We start from the raw sequence: 16,646 nt of genomic DNA on the forward strand, positions 1-16,646 counted from the left end.
TTAATTGGGATTTCACCATAGCCTAGGTTTTTCTGGCCCCGCCGCGCCAGAACACCCCGGTGCCAGGGCATGCAAATTTAGCTAGCCAATAGTGCGCGGGCCGCAGCGCGGGCTTCTGGTGTGATGGTATCGCCAGAAACCATTCGGGCAATTTCATCCACACGCTCACCCGCGTCCAGCGGCACGACTTCGGATAGGGTACTGCCCGCCTCAACCCGTTTTTGGACCCGCCAGTGAAAGCCACCCTGGGCAGCAACCTGCGGCGAATGCGTCACCACCAAGACCTGGCCTGAACCGGCCAAGGATTTCAGCCGCCGCCCCACCGCATCTGCGGTCGCGCCGCCGACGCCGCGATCAATTTCGTCAAAAATCAGTGTCTTGCTTTGATCACTGCCACGCAGGCAGACCTTCAGCGCCAGCAAGAACCGGCTCAGCTCTCCGCCCGAGGCAATCTTGTTCAACGGCCCGGAGGGCGCACCAGGGTTGGTCGCCACGGTAAAGGCCACCGCATCCTGACCATCGGGGCCGGGTTCTGCGGGGTCCACATTGGTCTTGAAAACGGCGCGCTCCATCTTCAGCGGTGCCAGTTCTGCCATCACCGCGTGGTCCAACGCCTCTGCTGATGCCAGACGCGCGGCGCTCAAGGCTTCGGCGGCTGCCTGATAATCAGTTTCGGCCAGACGCAGCGCCGCCTCTTGATCGGCCAGGTCGCGATCACCGGCATCCAGATCGGCCAGCTTACCACGAAGGACATCCGCATGCGCGGCCAGCTCATCCGGCTGCACCGCATATTTGCGCGCCAGCGCACGAATTTCGAACAGGCGCGCTTCGCAGTCTTCCAGATCGCCAGGGTTGAAGTCCAACCCCTCGAGAATGCGTGTCACCCCATCCTGAGCCTCGCCCAACTCGACCATGGCGCGGCTCAGCGCGCTTAGTGGCGCATTCAGCCCGGTTTCCTCGGCCCGTTCCACCCCTTCAAGCCAGCGCTGCGCCTCTCCCAAAGAGGCCTCGGCGCCATCGCTCAGCAAGGCATGGGCGCGGGCGATATCACCGCGGATCCTCTCGGCCTGCTGCATCTGGCGGCGGCGTTCGTCCAGCGTTTCATCCTCGCCCGCCTCGGGGTTCAGCTTATCCAACTCGGCCACCGCATGGCGCAGGAATTCTTCTTCGGCCCGCACCGCATCCAGCGCGTCGCGCGTCGATTGCACCCGCTGCTGCGCCTTGGCGAGCGCCCGCCAGGCCCCGCGCGTCTGCGCCAGAAGATCGCCAGATGCAGCAAAGGCGTCCAGCAATGTCCGATGGCCGCGCGGGTTCAAAAGCCCACGATCATCATGCTGGCCGTGCAGTTCTACCAGAGTTTCAGACAGGCGGCGCAGCACCTCGCCGGAACAGCGCCGGTCATTGACCCAGGCCGTCTTGCGCCCCTCGGCGGTATTGATACGGCGCAGCACCAATTCCGCCCCACCGGGCAGTCCGGCCTCCTCCAGAATGGCATGGGCAGGATGATCCGGCGCAAGGTCGAATTCCGCGATCACCTCGCCCTGAGCCGCGCCCTGACGCACCAGATCGGCACGGCCGCGCCACCCCAGAACAAAGCCCAGCGAATCCAGCAGGATAGACTTGCCCGCGCCGGTTTCCCCGGTGAGCACATTCAGCCCCGGCTGAAACGCCAGTTCAAGGTGGTCGATGATCAGCAGATCACGAATATCAAGTGCGCGCAGCATAGCCGGTTTACCGCCTGTTCCGTCGTCAGGAAAGTTACAGCCAGCGCCCTTTGATCGACTGGCGATAGATCTGGCTCAGCCAGTTATTGCCACGATCTTTAAGCTTGAGCCCCTGTGATGTCAGCAGTTTATAGCTGTCTTCATACCAATCGGTCGATTGGTAGTTATGGCCAAGAATGGCGCCAGCGGTCTGTGCCTCCTCAGTCAGGCCCAGCGACAGATAGGCCTCTACCAGGCGATGCAGCGCTTCGGCGGTATGGCTTGTGGTCTGGAAATCCTCGACCACCACACGGAACCGGCTGATTGCTGATGTATAATGGCCCCGGCGCAGGTAATAGCGACCGATTTCCATTTCCTTGCCGGCAAGGTGGTCAAAGGCCAGATCAAACTTCAGAATAGCCGAGGTGGCATATTCGCTGTCGGGATAAACCTCGATCACGGTGCGCAGCGCTTGCAGCGCCTGAAATGTCAGGCCCTGGTCACGACCAACTTCGTCAATCTGATCATAATAGCTGAGCGCGAGAAGATACTGCGCATAGGCCGCGTCTTCATCAGTAGGATAGAAATCGATATACCGCTGGGCCGCAGACCGGCTGCCTTCGTAGTCTTTGGAGCGGTGATTGGCAAAGGCCTGCATGATCAGGGCCTGCTTGGCATATTCCGAATAGGGATAGAGCCGCTCAATTTCAGAGAAATAATAGGCGGCATCCTCAGTACGATTGCGGGCCAGCTCAAATTCGCCGCGCTCAAAAATCTGCTGGGGGGTGTAGGTTTCCAACGGCACTGCCTGTTCAGAGGCACCACCGTCCCCACCACATCCAGAAAGTGCTGCCATCAAAAGAGCCGCGCCGATGAATTTGGCTCCTGCCTTGATGCCGATCATATTGCCTAAACCTCACCGTCTTTGACTGTCGGGTGTATACGCCCCGGTTCTGCCCCGTTTAGCACATTCATCCGGCGTGCAAAACGCCTTTCACCCGCTTCGCCCCCACTTGGCAGAGAATGTTTGGCAGGGTCAAGCCTGACAAACGTGCAACAGCCGCCTGCCGAGGGCAGAACAGGCAAAAACCCCGCCGAAACGGGGCCATAGGCATAGGGGTGAATAAGGTCAGAGCGCAGCCGTACACGACAATTCAATCGGTCCGAAACGCCGAGGCCACCGAAAATTGTAAAGGATTGGACGGGCAGGTTTCAGGCAACCTGACGGCTAAGGCCGGGGATTTCCGAGCGCACCAGGCCCTGGCCCGGCAGGCGGGATGCCATCGCCACATCGCATTCAACGCGGCGCACGGCCCCAGGCGTCGCAAAGAGCGCCCGCAGCAGAGTGTTCGTTAGCGCATGGCCCGCGCGATCACCGGTATAGTGCCCCAGCAACGGCCCACCGGCCAGCGCCAGATCGCCAAGCGCATCCAGCATCTTGTGGCGCACCGGCTCATCCGAGTGACGCAGGCCTTCACCGCTTTCAACCTGGCTGCCATCAAAGACGATCGCATTTTCACCCGGCACACCGCCCAGGGCCAATCCATTGGCCTGCATGGCCTCTACATCGGCGCGACGGCAGAAGGTGCGACTGTCGCAAAGTTCGCGCACAAAGGCACCATTGCGCAGGTCCAAGGCCCGGCTTTGGCGGCCAATGGCCTGCTCTGCAAAGTCGATGTGAAATTCAATCATCAGGCGATCACAGGGAACCAGCGTGGCAGTGGCACCGTCCTTTTCAACCGTGACCGGCTTCAGCACTTCGATGGCCGTCACCGGTGTTGTCAGGCGGCGAATGCCCTGCCCCATGATCCCGCGCACAAACTGTGCGGATGATCCATCAAGGATCGGAACTTCCGGGCCATCCAGTTCGATCAGCGCATTGTGTACGCCGCAGCCCGCCAGCGCCGCCATGAGATGTTCGACGGTGGAGACGCTGACACCAGCGCCATTGACCAGGCGGGTGCACAGCGCGGTGCGTTCCACATGATCCCAAAGAGCCGGAACAATGCGATTGCCCAAAGCAATGTCGGTGCGTTTGAAAACGATGCCATGGTCGGCAGCGGCCGGCTTGATCACCAGACGGGCGGATCGACCTGAATGCAGACCAATCCCTTCAAATGTCACCGATGCTTTAAGCGTATTCTGCACCTTGTGCTCCTACTGACCATGTCCGGCGACGTGCGCCGTGTTGACTGAACAGGTAAGGATTTCACGAAAAAGCCACAACTCAATCTTTGTAACGGATTGAAACATCCCTGTAACAGATCGGCAAAACACTGCTTAGATATAGCTAACTTATTGCACTAAATAGAAAAAAGGCCGCCCAAAGGCGGCCTCTTAATCTTGATTAGTGAAAGATTAATTTGCTTGGCGGCGCAGGAAAGCAGGAATTTCGATCCGTTCCTGATCTGCGTCAGGCTCTTGCTGCTGCTGCGGTGCGACGGCCTGCTGCTGCATCGGCGGCTGCTGGCGCACCGGCTGCGGTTTGGCAGACTGCCCTTCGGCGGCGCTGCCGGTCATCCGGTGGATCAGCGAGTTCAGGCCAAACCGGCGCTGTTCAGACTGCGCCTCGGCGTGTTGCGCGCCGGGGGCGGCCATTGGACGCTGCTGCATCTGCGGCTGGGGCGCCAGATGTTGCTGTACCGGTGCGGGCTGCGCCGATTGCTGCCCCTGTTGAGCCCGCGCGGCGGCCGCCTGCAAACGCACAATTGCATCGGCAGAAGGTGTTCCTGGTGCGGGGGCCTTGGGGGCCACAAAAGAGGCCTCTGGCTGCGCCTGGGCTGCCGGAGCCTGTGGCTGATAAGCGGGTTGTGGCAGACCGTCCTGGCCCAGGTCCTCAACCGGTTCAAAGACATCTTCCACTGGCGCCTGGGCGGCGTGCTGCCCTTCCATGCCTTCAAAAAGCGATGGTTCCTGCGGTGCAGGCGCGGCTTCTGCGCTTGCAACCTGTGGCTGTTCCACCGGGGCGTTCAGCTCCAGCGGAGCCGGGCGTGCATCTTCAACGCTGACAGATTTTTTCAGCGGCGCGGACATTGGCCGACGCGGGACCGGAATTTCGGTCATCACGTCAGTGGCATCGATGCCCGTTGCAACAACAGACACCCGCATCTTGCCTTCCATCGCCGTATCAAGCGTGGAGCCAACGATGATATTTGCCTCTGGGTCCACCTCTTCGCGGATCCGGTTGGCAGCTTCATCCAGTTCAAACAGGGTAAGATCGTGCGCGCCGGTGATATTGATAAGAACGCCCTTGGCACCGCGCAGGCTGATTTCATCCAGCAGCGGGTTGGCAATCGCTTTCTCGGCAGCCTGAACCGCGCGATCTTCGCCTTCGGCCTCGCCGGTGCCCATCATCGCCTTGCCCATTTCGTCCATCACGGCGCGCACATCGGCAAAGTCGAGGTTGATCAAGCCGGGGCGCACCATCAGATCGGTGACGCCTTTGACACCCTGATACAGAACGTCATCCGCCATCGAGAAGGCCTCGGTGAAGGTGGTCTTTTCATTGGCCAGACGGAACAGGTTCTGGTTTGGAATGATGATCAGCGTATCTACGACCTTTTGCAGGGCTTCGACGCCCTCTTCGGCCTGCTTCATCCGCTTGTTGCCTTCAAACTGGAACGGCTTGGTGACAACACCAACCGTCAGAACGCCCAGCTCTCGTGCGGCCTGCGCGATGATCGGCGCGGCACCTGTCCCGGTGCCTCCGCCCATCCCGGCCGTGATAAAGCACATGTGCGCCCCGGCCAGGTGATCAACGATCTGCTCGATACTTTCTTCTGCCGAGGCAGAGCCAACTGAAGGCCGCGCACCAGCGCCGAGCCCTTCGGTGACTTTCACCCCCAGCTGGATGCGGCTCTTGGCGGCATTCTGCTGCAGCGCCTGCGCATCGGTATTGGCAACGACAAAGTCGACGCCTTCCAGTTCTTTCGCGATCATATTGTTGACCGCGTTACCACCTGCACCACCAACACCGAACACGGTGATTTTAGGGCTCAGTTCTTCCTGCCCGGGCATCGAAAGGTTCAATGTCATGCTCTTTCCGCCTATCTATAAGCCCTCCCGCAAGGGCTATTCCTGTCTATATCCGCCACAATCATACCGTGATGGCAGAGTCTCGTCATCCCAAAAAACGAAAAACACCACAAAATATGGCTATCATACTGGGTGAAATCCGCAAAATTTTGCTCATCCCGGCAGATTTGGTAGAATTTGTTTCGCCCACCACAACAGGCGCAGCGCCCCGGCAAAATGCCAGGGGCGAAACTTTGAAAGTTATGGCTGCACACTGCTCGGTATGCCGGTGTCGCTTTTGCGACAGTTAAATCTTTGTTAGCCGTTTTTTTTGCCCCTGTCACCCAGACGCTTCAAGTTTTCCACAGGCTGGGGATATTTTCTTGACTGCCCTACCAATTATCCCTGAACCAGCGCACAGCGCGGCTGAAAGAGCGACCGGAATTGCGATCAACTGGCGTTTCAAAATCCCACCATTCGTCCTGGGGGTGCGCGGCAAAGAGACTGAGCCCAACCGCGGCGGCAAAGCCGGGGCCAGTGGCCGATTGCGGCAGGCCATGCACCCGCAGCGGACGCCCCAGCCGCACCTGCTGTCCCAGAATGCGCGTCGCCAGCCCATCAAGGCCCAGGATCTGGCTAGAGCCGCCGGTCAGCACAATCTGTTGGCTGGGCAGGTATTCAAACCCGGCCGCATCCAGGCGCGTGCGCACCTCTTCAAGGATTTCCTCAACCCGTGGGCGCATGATGCCGATCAGTTCCGCCCGGCTGACACTGCGCCGGTCATGTTCCCAATCGCCGGTATCCCCACCGATATCAATCATGTCGCGATCATCCACCCCGGTGGCATGCACACCCCCACAAAAGGTCTTGATCCGCTCGGCATTGGCCATCGGCACGCCCAGCCCCATCGAGATATCGCTGGTGATGTGATCACCGCCCATGCGCACCGCATCGGCATAGATCATGTGTTTTTTCATAAAGATCGAAATCGAGGTGGACCCGCCGCCCATGTCAATGCAGGCAGCCCCCAGTTCCTGTTCATCTTCGACCAGGGCTGCATAGCCCGACGCATAGGCAGAGGAGGCAATTCCCGCCAGCTCAAGATCGCAGCGCTGAATGCAGCGCACCAGGTTCTGCACCGTGCCGGTATCGACGGTGAGCATATGCATATCCACTGCCAGGGTCTGTCCCAATTGGCCACGCGGATCTTCCAGCCCGCTGCGATTGTCGAGCGCGAAATTCACCGGCTGCGCATGCAGTACCTCACGCCCGGCGCCATATTCCGGAACCTCACAGGCCGCGAGAACCTGGGCGATTTCCGATTCAGAGACCTCCTGGCCATCGAGATCCAGCTTGGCATCCAGCCCGTAAGAGCGCGGATTGGCACCAGAAAAGCTGGCGATCACGTGATCCACCCGCAATCCGGCCATCTTTTGCGCCGCCTGCACGGCAGTGCGAATGGCCCGTTCGGTTTCTTGCATGGCGGTGATTTCGCCAAATTGCACCCCACGCGACCGCGTGGTCGCCGCGCCAATCACCCGGAACCCCGACTGCCCGGCCAGAGAACCGATGGAGTTATCCTCGCTCAGCCGCGTGGTGCCATCAAAGCGCAGCACCAGGCAGGCAATTTTTGAGCTGCCAATATCCAAAATCGCCACAACACCACGCTGCAGCGCCTGACGGCGCATCTGCCGCATCGCCCGCTGGGACTGATAAAGATCCGTCATCCTAGAACCCACCCTCGTTCAACTCTCTGATGCGCCACCAGTTTTCTACTGCATGGTCTGTCATGCGCACGGTTGGCCGTGCTGCAATCCGCATATCCACCACCGCGACATCGCGTTCCAGCAGGTCCTGTACTTCGCTCACCACGATCACCCGCTCCAGCGCCTGAACAGGGTGTTCCTGTGGCAACAAGATACGCTGCCCCCGGTCCAGAACCATGTCCCAGCGGCGTTCGCCAATCCGTACCAGCCCGCGCAACCGCCCACCAAGCGGGCGCGCCGTTTCGATCAGCTCCAACGCTTCGACCGCCACGATGTCGGCAGAACGCCCCGCAATCAGCGGCAGGTCCGGATGCATGGCGCGGCGGCCCAGTTCAGCCACATGGGCACCGCTTTCATCTAATAGCGCAAGGCCCTCATGGCTGCGCCAAATCAGGGCCGGAGTGCGCTCTTCCACATCGATCTGCAAGATGCCGCCAGGGCGAATACGCACATTCGCGGCCTTGATCGGTGCCAGGGTTTCGATCTCGGCGCGGATCTGTGCCAGATCCAGATCAAAAGAGCTGATCGGGAAATCAAATGGCAGCACTTCGCGCACATCCTGCGCCACCGAAGGCCCTGCCCCGTCCACTGCCATGACATTGACCATGAATTCAGGGCGCTCTTCGATCGCAGCCCGAAAAGACGCAAGGGTGTCAGAAACCATCTCGCGTCGCGCCGCATCCGCCAAAAAGGCACCGCCCGCCGCCAGGGTCAGACAGAAAGGCACGCCAAATTTCAAGCCAAAGCGAATGCCGGGTGTCAGCATCCAGCGCTGCAACCGATACTTCAGCCGAGATGGCGCCGGGTCCGCCTGACTATGCGTGTTGCGGGCGTTGCCAGTAATCCGATCCTTCAACGTCCGCATGATGCATCCTCAACCAACCAGGTACAGAGCGCACCAAAAGAGATACCGCAGTGAGCGGCCTGTTCCGGCGCCAGCGAGGTTGGCGTCATGCCGGGCTGATTGTTGGTCTCCAACAGGATCAGCCCATCGGCGCCTTTGGTTTCGTCCCAGCGGATGTCGGTCCGGCTCAGCCCGCGACAACCCAGGGCCTGATGTGCCCGCAGCGCATAGTCCAGGCACAGGTCGCGGATCTTGGCCGGGATGTCAGCCGGCACCACGTGGCGCGAGCCACCCGGCTTGTACTTCGCATCATAGTCATACCAGCCATCGGTCAGGATATCGGTAACCTCCAGCGCGCGATCCCCCAGCACCGAAACACTCAGCTCGCGGCCCGGCGCGAAAGCTTCGACCAAGACCTCTTCGGGCATCTCCGCCGAAAGGCTCGGCGGGCCGTTGGCCGCCTCATGCACCAGATAGATGCCGACGCTGGAACCTTCGTTATTGGGTTTGACGACATAGGGCGGCACCATCACATGGTCCGCCATCACCGCGTGTTTGGGGAAAAGGCCACTTGCCATCACCGGCAGGCCTGCCTCTTGAAACACCATCTTGCTGCGCTGTTTGTCCATCGCCAGGGCCGAGGCCAGCACACCAGAATGGGTATAAGGCAAGCCCATCCATTCCAGCAGACCCTGAACACAGCCATCTTCGCCCCAGCGTCCATGCAGAGCATTAAAGACCACATCCGGCTTGATCACAGTCAGCTGTGCGGCCAGGTCCGGCCCCGCGTCCAGCTCTGTGACCTCAAATCCTTCGCCCCGTAGCGCGGCTGCGCATTCACGCCCACTCGACAGAGAGACCTCACGTTCTGCAGAGGGTCCGCCCAGTAGTACCGCCACTTTCGGGAGTGTTCTGCTCGACTCACCCACGATAGCGCCTCAAAATTATCGGGCTTTTGCCCTTGGTTATTGGAGCCTGAAACCGGCCCACATCATCTTTGGGTCATTGCCCGTCTCGTACCAGGGCTGATCGCCCCCTGTTCCTGGTGCCAGATCCAAGATCTGCCATCGCCACAAACAACTGCCTAGGCTGCCTGCCGCCGTATCTTCACGCCCATCTCCGGGGCTGTTTCCGCCATCATAACGCCGCAAATATTACCGGGGTATTAATGGCCGCTTTACCATGTTCAGATCCGAAGCTGCCTGTCTGCGCCCTGCAACGGTCCATACCTTCTATCAAACTAAAATTGTTTGAAAAGATAGGATTACCCAAAATGTCTCGACGTTGTTATTTTTGCTCGAACAGGGGGTCTCCGACCCTCATGATTTCCCATTCTAGCGTCAGCCCGGAATTGGCGTAAACCTTTTTTCTGACATCTTCGCCCAAAGTTTCCAAATCTGCGGCAGATGCGCCACCCGTGTTAATCATGAAGTTCGAATGCTTCTCGCTCATCTGGGCACCACCGACGCATGCCCCACGCAGCCCGGCATCATCAATCACCTTCCAGGCCTTCAGGTCCTGCACATCGTCAGCCAGCCCTGTCGAGGAAAACCCGGCCGGATTACGAAAGGTCGACCCGGCCGAACGTTCTTTTGTCGGCTGGGTCTCATCGCGTTTTTTCAACTGCGCCGCCATGCGAGCCTGCAGCGCCTCGGGCTCCCCTGCGGTCGCGCGCAGCGTAGCCGAGACCAGAACGGCGCCCTCCGGCAGGGTTGTCTGGCGATACTGGAACTGCAAGTCCTCGGCGGTGATATCACGCAGCGCACCTTCGCGGGTGACCATCCGGGCCGAGACAAAGTGATCCGCCACATAAGAGCCATAGCAGCCCGCATTCATTCGAACCGCGCCACCAATAGAACCGGGAATGGTGCGCAGAAAGGTCAGGTCCAACCCGTCCTCGGCGGCCTTGCGCGCCACATGGGCATCCAGCGCCGCTGCGCCAGCGGTCACCCGATCCCCATTGATTTCAATTGCATTGAAGCCGCGCCCCAGACGGATAACCACCGCCCGCAGCCCCCCATCACGCACGATCAGATTCGAACCAACCCCCATGGGAAAAATCGCGACATCCCTTGGTAGATGCGACAAGAAATGCTGCAGGTCTTGGATATCAGCGGGCTGGAACAGATAGTCGGCAGCACCGCCCACCCGCAGCCATGTCAGCTCGGACAGATCACGGTTTTGCGTCAGCTTGCCACGGATCCCTTCGATAATCATCAAACGCTCTTCCCTTTGCCCGACCCTGTGGGACCATCTTCTTGACTTTCAATCGCCTCTATCCCGTCAGCAGGGATGAAGACAACGGTTCTGTGGTGCCAAACCGCGCGCCGGATCGATCTAAGGCGGCTTTTGGCCGAAACGCCCTTGCGCCAGCCTAGTCGGCATCCACCTCCTCTGCCGCCACGGTGTCGCGGGACGGGGCAATTCCCAGCCACCGCAGCAGATAGATGACGGGCCAGCGCAGCAGGCTCATGCCGGCAAGAAACACCGCCAGCCCCCACCATGGGCCATTTTCATACGTCACATAGCCAAGCAGCGGAATACCGGTGGCCAGCAGGAAATAGGCGCGCCGCCAGTGATTGTCACGGCTGGGCAGCATTGCAAGCAGATTGGCCAGCAAGGCCCACAGGGCCGCAAGTGTCAATGAAACGGTCATTCCTTTGCTCCCTTTGGCTGGCGCCATTTCGTCCAATAATAGCGGATCGGACGCCGATAGATTGACACCACCGCAAACATCCCAAAGACCACCAGACCCCAGCCCTGGGTGGCACCCAGCCAGATAAGCAGCGGCGGTGCCAGCGCCAACAGGATCCGCCCCGGTACAAAATGCCGCTCTACCGGCAGCATGGCAACTGCGGTGCTGGCAAAAACCCAGAGGATGGCCGCAAGAATGCTCATGGCGCAGGGCGGCCCCGCTGTCTGCGCACCGGCCTATCCGCAGGCCGCAGCATCAGCTGGCGCGGCGCAGCCGGTCCGGCAAGCCAATTGCCCAGGTGCTGATGGTGCCCGCGCCCAGACAGACCACCATGTCACCCGGCCGGGCCTTCTCGCGCACCAGGCTTTCCAGGTCATCCTCGCTCAGCAGTGCCTGGGCGTGACGGTGCCCATGGCGGATCATCCCCGCCACCAGATCGTCGCGGCTGGCACCGGGGATCGGGTCTTCGCCGGCGGCAAAGACCTCGGCGATGGCAACCACGTCGGCCTCGTTGAAACAGAGGCAGAAATCTTCGAACAGATCCGCCAGGCGCGAATAGCGATGCGGCTGGTGCACCGCTATCACCTGCGCACCCGGGGTATCGGCGATGGCCTGACGTGCCGCCTTCAGCACCGCCGCAATCTCCACCGGGTGATGGCCATAGTCATCAATGATGGTAACGCCGTCGACCTCTCCGACCTTGGTAAAGCGGCGATTGACGCCGCCAAAATTGGCCAGCGCTTCACGGATCTCGCTGCTGTTCATGCCCAGATGCCGCGCCACAGCCACAGCCGAGAGCGCATTGGAAACATTGTGATCCCCCGGCATAGGCAGGCTACAGCCCTCGATCATCCGGTCTTCGGCCTGCAGGTGAATGTCAAAATGCGCAACCCCCGCCTTATAGGTCAGATTGAGGGCGCGCACATCGGCCTGGGCGTTGAACCCATAGGTCACCACCCGGCGGTCGGTAATGCGCCCAACCAGCGCCTGCACCTCGGCGTGATCAGTGCAACAGACCGCAACGCCGTAGAAGGGAATATTAGAGACAAATTCGTAAAAGCCATCGCGCAGGGTGTCAAAATCGCCCCAGTGCTCCATGTGCTCCGGGTCGATATTGGTGACCACGGCGATGGTGGCAGGCAGCCGGTTGAAGGTACCGTCACTTTCATCCGCCTCGACCACCATCCATTCGCCCTGCCCCATGCGGGCATTGGATCCATAGGCATGAATGATGCCGCCATTGACCACGGTAGGATCAAACTTCCCCGCGACCATCAGCTCTGCCATCATGGTGGTGGTGGTGGTTTTGCCATGGGTGCCACCAATGGCGATATTGGATTTCAGCCGCATCAGTTCCGCCAGCATTTCTGCACGGCGCACCACCGGCAGCCCGCGACGGCGCGCTTCGTCCAGTTCCGGGTTGCCGGGCTTGATCGCAGACGAGATCACAACCACCGCAGCGCCTTCCAGGTTTTTTGCCTCCTGGCCGACAAAGACCAGCGCGCCCAGCTTTTCCAGCCGCTGGGTGATCTTGGAGCTCTTCAGATCAGAGCCCTGCACCACATAGCCAAGGTTCAGCAGCACTTCGGCAATACCGGACATGCCAATGCCGCCGATGCCGACAAAATGAATGGGGCCAACATCGCCGGGCAGTTTGGTTGCAGGGTTCATGCTTATCCTTCCTCTGCCAGCTGCTCGACCAGGGCCACCAATCTTTGGGTGGCATCGGGAACACCGGCGCTCAATGCGGCGCGCGACATTTGCTGGGCCGCTTCTGGGTTACTCAAGACTGCGCTGATTTGCGCGCTTAGCGATGCGACGTCAAGGGCGCTTTCGGGGATCAGAATGGCACCTCCCGCATCAACCAGCCCACGGGCATTGGCGGTTTGGTGATCGCCGGTGGCCGCAGCATAGGGTACCAGGATCGACGGACGGCCAATGACAGAGATATCCGCTACCGACGACGCCCCCGCACGCGAAATCACCAGCTGCGCTTCGGACATACGCGCAGGCACATCCTTGAAGAAGCTCTGCACATCCGCGCTGATACCATGGCTGTCATAAAACGCGCGCACCCGCTCCATGTCTTCGGATCGGGCCTGATGCGAAATGCGCAGAAACCTGCGCATGGCCTCTGGCAGGGCGGCAATAGCGGCCGGCACTACATCCGACAGGATGCGCGCGCCCTGGCTGCCGCCCATCACCAGAATCGACATCGGGTAATCCCCCGGCGCGATATAGCCCGCACCTGCGCGCTCCATCACTGCAGCACGCACCGGATTACCCACATGTTCGTGCGGCACCGTGTCAGGCAGATCGGTCGGCCAGGTGCCGCAGGCAACCCCGGCGACGCGGGTGGCAAACAGCTGGTTCACCCGGCCCAGCACGCCGTTTTGTTCGTGGATCATCCGCCGACGTTTCAGCAGGGTTGCCGCCCCCAGCGCCGGAATTGACGGGTAGCCACCAAAGCCGATCACCACATCGGGGCGATCACGGCGCATCTGCAGCGCCATCGACACCACACCAGCGGCAATCTTTGGTCCCACCAGCGCCTTGGCCAGGATCCCGCCCCGGGCAAAGGTCGCCGAAGACACCTGGGAAATTTCAGTACTATGGGGAAAGCCGCCTGTATAGCGCGCCCCACGTGCATCGGTCGACAGTTTCACCCGCCAGCCTCTGCGCAGCATCGCCTCGGCCAGGGCCTGGGCCGGAAACATATGGCCACCGGTGCCACCAGCGGCCATCAACAGCAGTTTCTGTGTCATATCAATCGCGCTTCTATATCTGCGGCTGGTCCGCCACCTTGGGCAGCGGCCAGCTCTTGGGTCCTTGCTCAGCCGCGCCCGCGTCCGCGCAGGAAATCGGCGATCTCACCCTGCGGTCTTGCGCGGGTAAAAGACAAGAGCATCCCCAGCGCGATCCCGCCGGCGATCAGCGAAGACCCGCCGTAGCTGACAAAGGGCAGCGTCATGCCCTTGGCCGGCAAGAGCCGCACCGCGACCCCCATGTTGATCATCGCCTGCACGCCAAACATGCAAACCAGCCCAGTGCCCGCCAGGCGGATGAAGATATCGCGCTCTCGCATCAGCCGGAACAGCGACCGCACCACCACCAGGGCATAAAGCCCGATCAGCACCAGCACCAGGATAAGCCCGTATTCCTCGGCTGCGACCGCAACGATGAAATCGGTATGGGCATCCGGCAGCGACCACTTCACCTGGCCCTCTCCGACGCCGACACCAAACAGCCCGCCTTCACGGATCGCATTGGTGGCATAGCCCATCTGGGTGGTCGGGTCGATTTCGGGGTTCAGGAACCCATCAATGCGGCGGGCAAAGTGTTCGGAACTGGAATAGGCAAAAACCCCGCCCATGACCACAACCGCCGCCATGCCGACCAGCAGCACCATGGGCGCACCAGCAACAAAATACATCACGCCCCAGCCAAACAGGATCAGACAGGCCTGACCAAAATCGGGCTGCAGTACCAGCATCATCACCACTGCCATGCAGATCCCAAAGGAAATCAGGGTCCCAGGCGGTCCGTTGATCTGCTGGCTCGAGGCAATCATCCAGGCCGCCACCACCACAAATCCCGGCTTCAGAAACTCCGAAGGCTGCAAGGATGCAAAGCCCAGCGAATACCAGCGCACAGCCCCCTTGCCGAAATCAGTGCCCAAAACCGGCAGAAAGGCCAGGGCGACAAAGGCACAGATAAAGCCAATGACCGCCAGCCGTCGCACCAACTGCGGCGACATCATCGAGGTAAGGATCATCGCGATCAGCGCCGTGGTGCCAAAAATGGCCTGGCGCTGCACATAATGGAAATTGTCAAACCCGTTGCGCTCTGCCAGCGGCACCGAGGCTGCAAGCCCCAGTAAAAGCCCCAAAACAAAGAGCGCAAGAATACAGGACATGGACCACTTATCCAGGGTCCGCCACCATTTGGGAAGAATCGGTTCACCTGTGGGTACAGGAACCGCGCCATAGACCATCTCAGTCATGGGAACACCGCCAGAAATTTTGCCTCGAGAAAGCCCCATTTTGGGGTCATTGATGCCAGACTAGCTGAAAACCGCTGTTCAGGCCAGTCCCTTGATGCCCACAGCGCGGCAAAATCGCCACCAGCCCGCCGGCCGACAGAGGCGCCGCGCCCCTTGCACCGCTTGGGCATCCATGGTGGATGCGGCTCATGTATGTAAACACCGTGATTCTTGGGGCTGGCGCTGCCGGCATGATGTGCGCCATGCAAGCGGGCGGCGATTGCCTGGTGGTAGATCACGCCAAAGCGCCTGGCGAAAAAATCCGCATCTCCGGCGGCGGCCGGTGCAATTTCACCAATCTGGACACCACACCGGAAAACTACCTGTCACAGAACCCGCATTTCTGCAAATCCGCCCTGGCGCGCTATACCCAATGGGATTTCATCTCGCTGGTGGATCGCCACGGCATCGCCTGGCATGAAAAAACCCTGGGCCAGCTGTTCTGCGACGGATCCGCCAAGCAGATCGTCGCCATGTTGGCGGCCGAAATGGCCCAGGCCGGTGCCGAACTCTGGCTGCAGACCACAGTGCAACAGGTACAGGCGCGCGGCGACGGCTACCAGCTGACGCTGCTGCGTGACGGGGCGCAGCAGCGCGTTGACTGCAAAAACCTGGTGCTGGCCACCGGCGGCAAAAGCATCCCCAAGATGGGGGCCACAGGCCTCGCCTATGACATTGCGCGCCAGTTTGGCTTGCCAGTGCTCGACACGCGCCCGGGGCTGGTGCCCTTCACCTTTCCCGAAGGGCGCTTTACTGCCCTGGCCGGCACCGCCCTGCCCGCACGCCTGTCCAATCCCCGCGCCAGCTTTGATGAAGCGCTACTGTTCACCCATCGCGGCCTCTCCGGCCCATCGGTGCTGCAACTGTCGTCCTATTGGCACGAAGGCGAAGAAATCAGCCTCAACCTGATCCCCATGATCGACCTCTTTACCCTGCTGCGCGAACAGCGCCAGACCCAGGGCCGCCGCGCTCTCACCACTGAACTCGCCCGCCACCTGCCGGGCCGCCTGGTGGATTTCCTCGCCACTGAATTCAAAATCACAGGCCGCCTGGCCGATCAATCCGACAGCGCCTTGCAAAGCCTCTGCACCGCGCTGTCGCACTGGGCGCTCACCCCAGGCGGCAGCGAAGGCTACCGCACCGCCGAAGTCACGCTGGGCGGTATCGATACTGATGCGCTCTCCTCCAAAACCCTGCAGGCAAAATCCCGCCCCGGCCTCTATGCAATTGGCGAAGCGGTGGATGTCACCGGCTGGCTGGGGGGCTACAACTTTCAGTGGGCCTGGGCCTCGGGCCATGTGGCCGGCTGCGCCATCGCCGCCCTGCGCTAGCGCCGCCGCAGATCCGACAGCTGACCTTCCGTTTCGGAGCCACCCTTGCCCTGCCCGGATCAGGACAGACCGCAAGCTGCAGGGTCAAGACAAATCGCCGAGGGGCCCCGCCCTGCGGGGAGGCGGCTATTTGTCTTGACCCTGTGGCGCGGTCTGTGATCATGGGAAAAGGCAGGGGAGGTCTCTGAAACGGATTTCCGTTTTGGTGAACCTGCAGCCTCTCCTTTTCCTGCCGCCTCTCTCTCGCTGTC

General features: G+C 60.7%; 14 protein-coding genes. 1 reads left to right on the forward strand and 13 read right to left on the reverse strand.

What is annotated here, in order from left to right; genetic code table 11:
• Positions 1–77: 77 nt before the first annotated feature.
• The 13 genes from recN to ftsW form a co-directional block, all read right to left on the reverse strand.
• A complete protein-coding gene (gene recN, locus ACN0VH_RS04930; RefSeq protein WP_278921028.1) occupies positions 78–1,724 on the reverse strand; it encodes a DNA repair protein RecN in 1,647 nt (548 codons plus the stop codon).
• Between the two features lie 34 nt (positions 1,725–1,758).
• The gene (locus ACN0VH_RS04935; protein WP_278921029.1) at positions 1,759–2,607 is read right to left on the reverse strand and encodes an outer membrane protein assembly factor BamD; all 849 of its coding nucleotides are present in this window, start codon (positions 2,605–2,607) and stop codon (positions 1,759–1,761) included.
• 308 nt (positions 2,608–2,915) lie between these two features.
• Positions 2,916–3,851 carry a UDP-3-O-acyl-N-acetylglucosamine deacetylase gene (gene lpxC, locus ACN0VH_RS04940; RefSeq protein WP_278921030.1) on the reverse strand — a complete coding sequence of 312 codons (936 nt, stop codon included), beginning with the start codon at positions 3,849–3,851 and terminating at the stop codon, positions 2,916–2,918.
• Positions 3,852–4,061: 210 nt separating this feature from the next.
• The gene (ftsZ, locus tag ACN0VH_RS04945) at positions 4,062–5,738 is read right to left on the reverse strand and encodes a cell division protein FtsZ (RefSeq protein WP_417699728.1); all 1,677 of its coding nucleotides are present in this window, start codon (positions 5,736–5,738) and stop codon (positions 4,062–4,064) included.
• 371 nt (positions 5,739–6,109) lie between these two features.
• Positions 6,110–7,444 carry a cell division protein FtsA gene (gene ftsA / locus ACN0VH_RS04950; RefSeq protein WP_278921032.1) on the reverse strand — a complete coding sequence of 445 codons (1,335 nt, stop codon included), beginning with the start codon at positions 7,442–7,444 and terminating at the stop codon, positions 6,110–6,112.
• Position 7,445: 1 nt separating this feature from the next.
• The gene (locus tag ACN0VH_RS04955; protein WP_417699729.1) at positions 7,446–8,348 is read right to left on the reverse strand and encodes a cell division protein FtsQ/DivIB; all 903 of its coding nucleotides are present in this window, start codon (positions 8,346–8,348) and stop codon (positions 7,446–7,448) included.
• The gene (locus ACN0VH_RS04960) at positions 8,336–9,256 is read right to left on the reverse strand and encodes a D-alanine--D-alanine ligase (protein WP_278921034.1); all 921 of its coding nucleotides are present in this window, start codon (positions 9,254–9,256) and stop codon (positions 8,336–8,338) included. The genes ACN0VH_RS04955 and ACN0VH_RS04960 overlap by 13 nt, the downstream gene beginning before the upstream one ends.
• A gap of 358 nt (positions 9,257–9,614) precedes the next feature.
• Positions 9,615–10,544, reverse strand: coding sequence for a UDP-N-acetylmuramate dehydrogenase (gene murB, locus ACN0VH_RS04965; RefSeq protein WP_417699731.1), 930 nt, complete (start codon positions 10,542–10,544; stop codon positions 9,615–9,617).
• Between the two features lie 157 nt (positions 10,545–10,701).
• Entirely contained in the window at positions 10,702–10,983 is a 282-nt protein-coding gene (locus ACN0VH_RS04970) for a DUF2484 family protein (RefSeq protein ID WP_278921036.1), read from the reverse strand.
• A complete protein-coding gene (locus ACN0VH_RS04975; protein ID WP_417699732.1) occupies positions 10,980–11,225 on the reverse strand; it encodes a DUF2484 family protein in 246 nt (81 codons plus the stop codon). Before ACN0VH_RS04975 ends, ACN0VH_RS04970 begins: the two co-directional genes overlap by 4 nt.
• 52 nt (positions 11,226–11,277) lie before the next feature.
• Complete coding sequence (murC, locus tag ACN0VH_RS04980) at positions 11,278–12,693, reverse strand: UDP-N-acetylmuramate--L-alanine ligase (RefSeq protein WP_278921038.1); 1,416 nt, start codon at positions 12,691–12,693, stop codon at positions 11,278–11,280.
• 2 nt (positions 12,694–12,695) lie between these two features.
• Positions 12,696–13,787, reverse strand: a complete 1,092-nt coding sequence (locus tag ACN0VH_RS04985) for a UDP-N-acetylglucosamine--N-acetylmuramyl-(pentapeptide) pyrophosphoryl-undecaprenol N-acetylglucosamine transferase (protein ID WP_278921039.1) — start codon at positions 13,785–13,787, stop codon at positions 12,696–12,698.
• Positions 13,788–13,855: 68 nt separating this feature from the next.
• Positions 13,856–15,025: a putative lipid II flippase FtsW gene (gene ftsW, locus ACN0VH_RS04990; protein ID WP_278921040.1), complete on the reverse strand. Its 1,170-nt coding sequence runs from the start codon at positions 15,023–15,025 to the stop codon at positions 13,856–13,858.
• 188 nt (positions 15,026–15,213) lie between these two features.
• On the opposite strand from ftsW, the gene ACN0VH_RS04995 reads away from it, so the two are divergent.
• Positions 15,214–16,395: a BaiN/RdsA family NAD(P)/FAD-dependent oxidoreductase gene (locus ACN0VH_RS04995; RefSeq protein ID WP_417699733.1), complete on the forward strand. Its 1,182-nt coding sequence runs from the start codon at positions 15,214–15,216 to the stop codon at positions 16,393–16,395.
• The last annotated feature ends 251 nt before the right edge of the window (positions 16,396–16,646 follow it).

Source organism: Pseudophaeobacter sp. (assembly GCF_048267565.1).
In the GTDB taxonomy this organism is placed as follows: domain Bacteria; phylum Pseudomonadota; class Alphaproteobacteria; order Rhodobacterales; family Rhodobacteraceae; genus Pseudophaeobacter; species Pseudophaeobacter profundi.

What these genes read in the sequence shown, in the direction of transcription:
- recN (WP_278921028.1), bottom strand. Translation starts at nt 1,724, where the DNA reads ATGCTGCGCGCACTTGATATTCGTGATCTGCTGATCATCGACCACCTT.
- ACN0VH_RS04935 (WP_278921029.1), bottom strand. Translation starts at nt 2,607, where the DNA reads ATGATCGGCATCAAGGCAGGAGCCAAATTCATCGGCGCGGCTCTTTTG.
- ftsZ (WP_417699728.1), bottom strand. Translation starts at nt 5,738, where the DNA reads ATGACATTGAACCTTTCGATGCCCGGGCAGGAAGAACTGAGCCCTAAA.
- ftsA (WP_278921032.1), bottom strand. Translation starts at nt 7,444, where the DNA reads ATGACGGATCTTTATCAGTCCCAGCGGGCGATGCGGCAGATGCGCCGT.
- ACN0VH_RS04955 (WP_417699729.1), bottom strand. Translation starts at nt 8,348, where the DNA reads ATGCGGACGTTGAAGGATCGGATTACTGGCAACGCCCGCAACACGCAT.
- murB (WP_417699731.1), bottom strand. Translation starts at nt 10,544, where the DNA reads ATGATTATCGAAGGGATCCGTGGCAAGCTGACGCAAAACCGTGATCTG.
- ACN0VH_RS04970 (WP_278921036.1), bottom strand. Translation starts at nt 10,983, where the DNA reads ATGACCGTTTCATTGACACTTGCGGCCCTGTGGGCCTTGCTGGCCAAT.
- ACN0VH_RS04975 (WP_417699732.1), bottom strand. Translation starts at nt 11,225, where the DNA reads ATGAGCATTCTTGCGGCCATCCTCTGGGTTTTTGCCAGCACCGCAGTT.
- murC (WP_278921038.1), bottom strand. Translation starts at nt 12,693, where the DNA reads ATGAACCCTGCAACCAAACTGCCCGGCGATGTTGGCCCCATTCATTTT.
- ACN0VH_RS04985 (WP_278921039.1), bottom strand. Translation starts at nt 13,787, where the DNA reads ATGACACAGAAACTGCTGTTGATGGCCGCTGGTGGCACCGGTGGCCAT.
- ftsW (WP_278921040.1), bottom strand. Translation starts at nt 15,025, where the DNA reads ATGACTGAGATGGTCTATGGCGCGGTTCCTGTACCCACAGGTGAACCG.
- ACN0VH_RS04995 (WP_417699733.1), top strand. Translation starts at nt 15,214, where the DNA reads ATGTATGTAAACACCGTGATTCTTGGGGCTGGCGCTGCCGGCATGATG.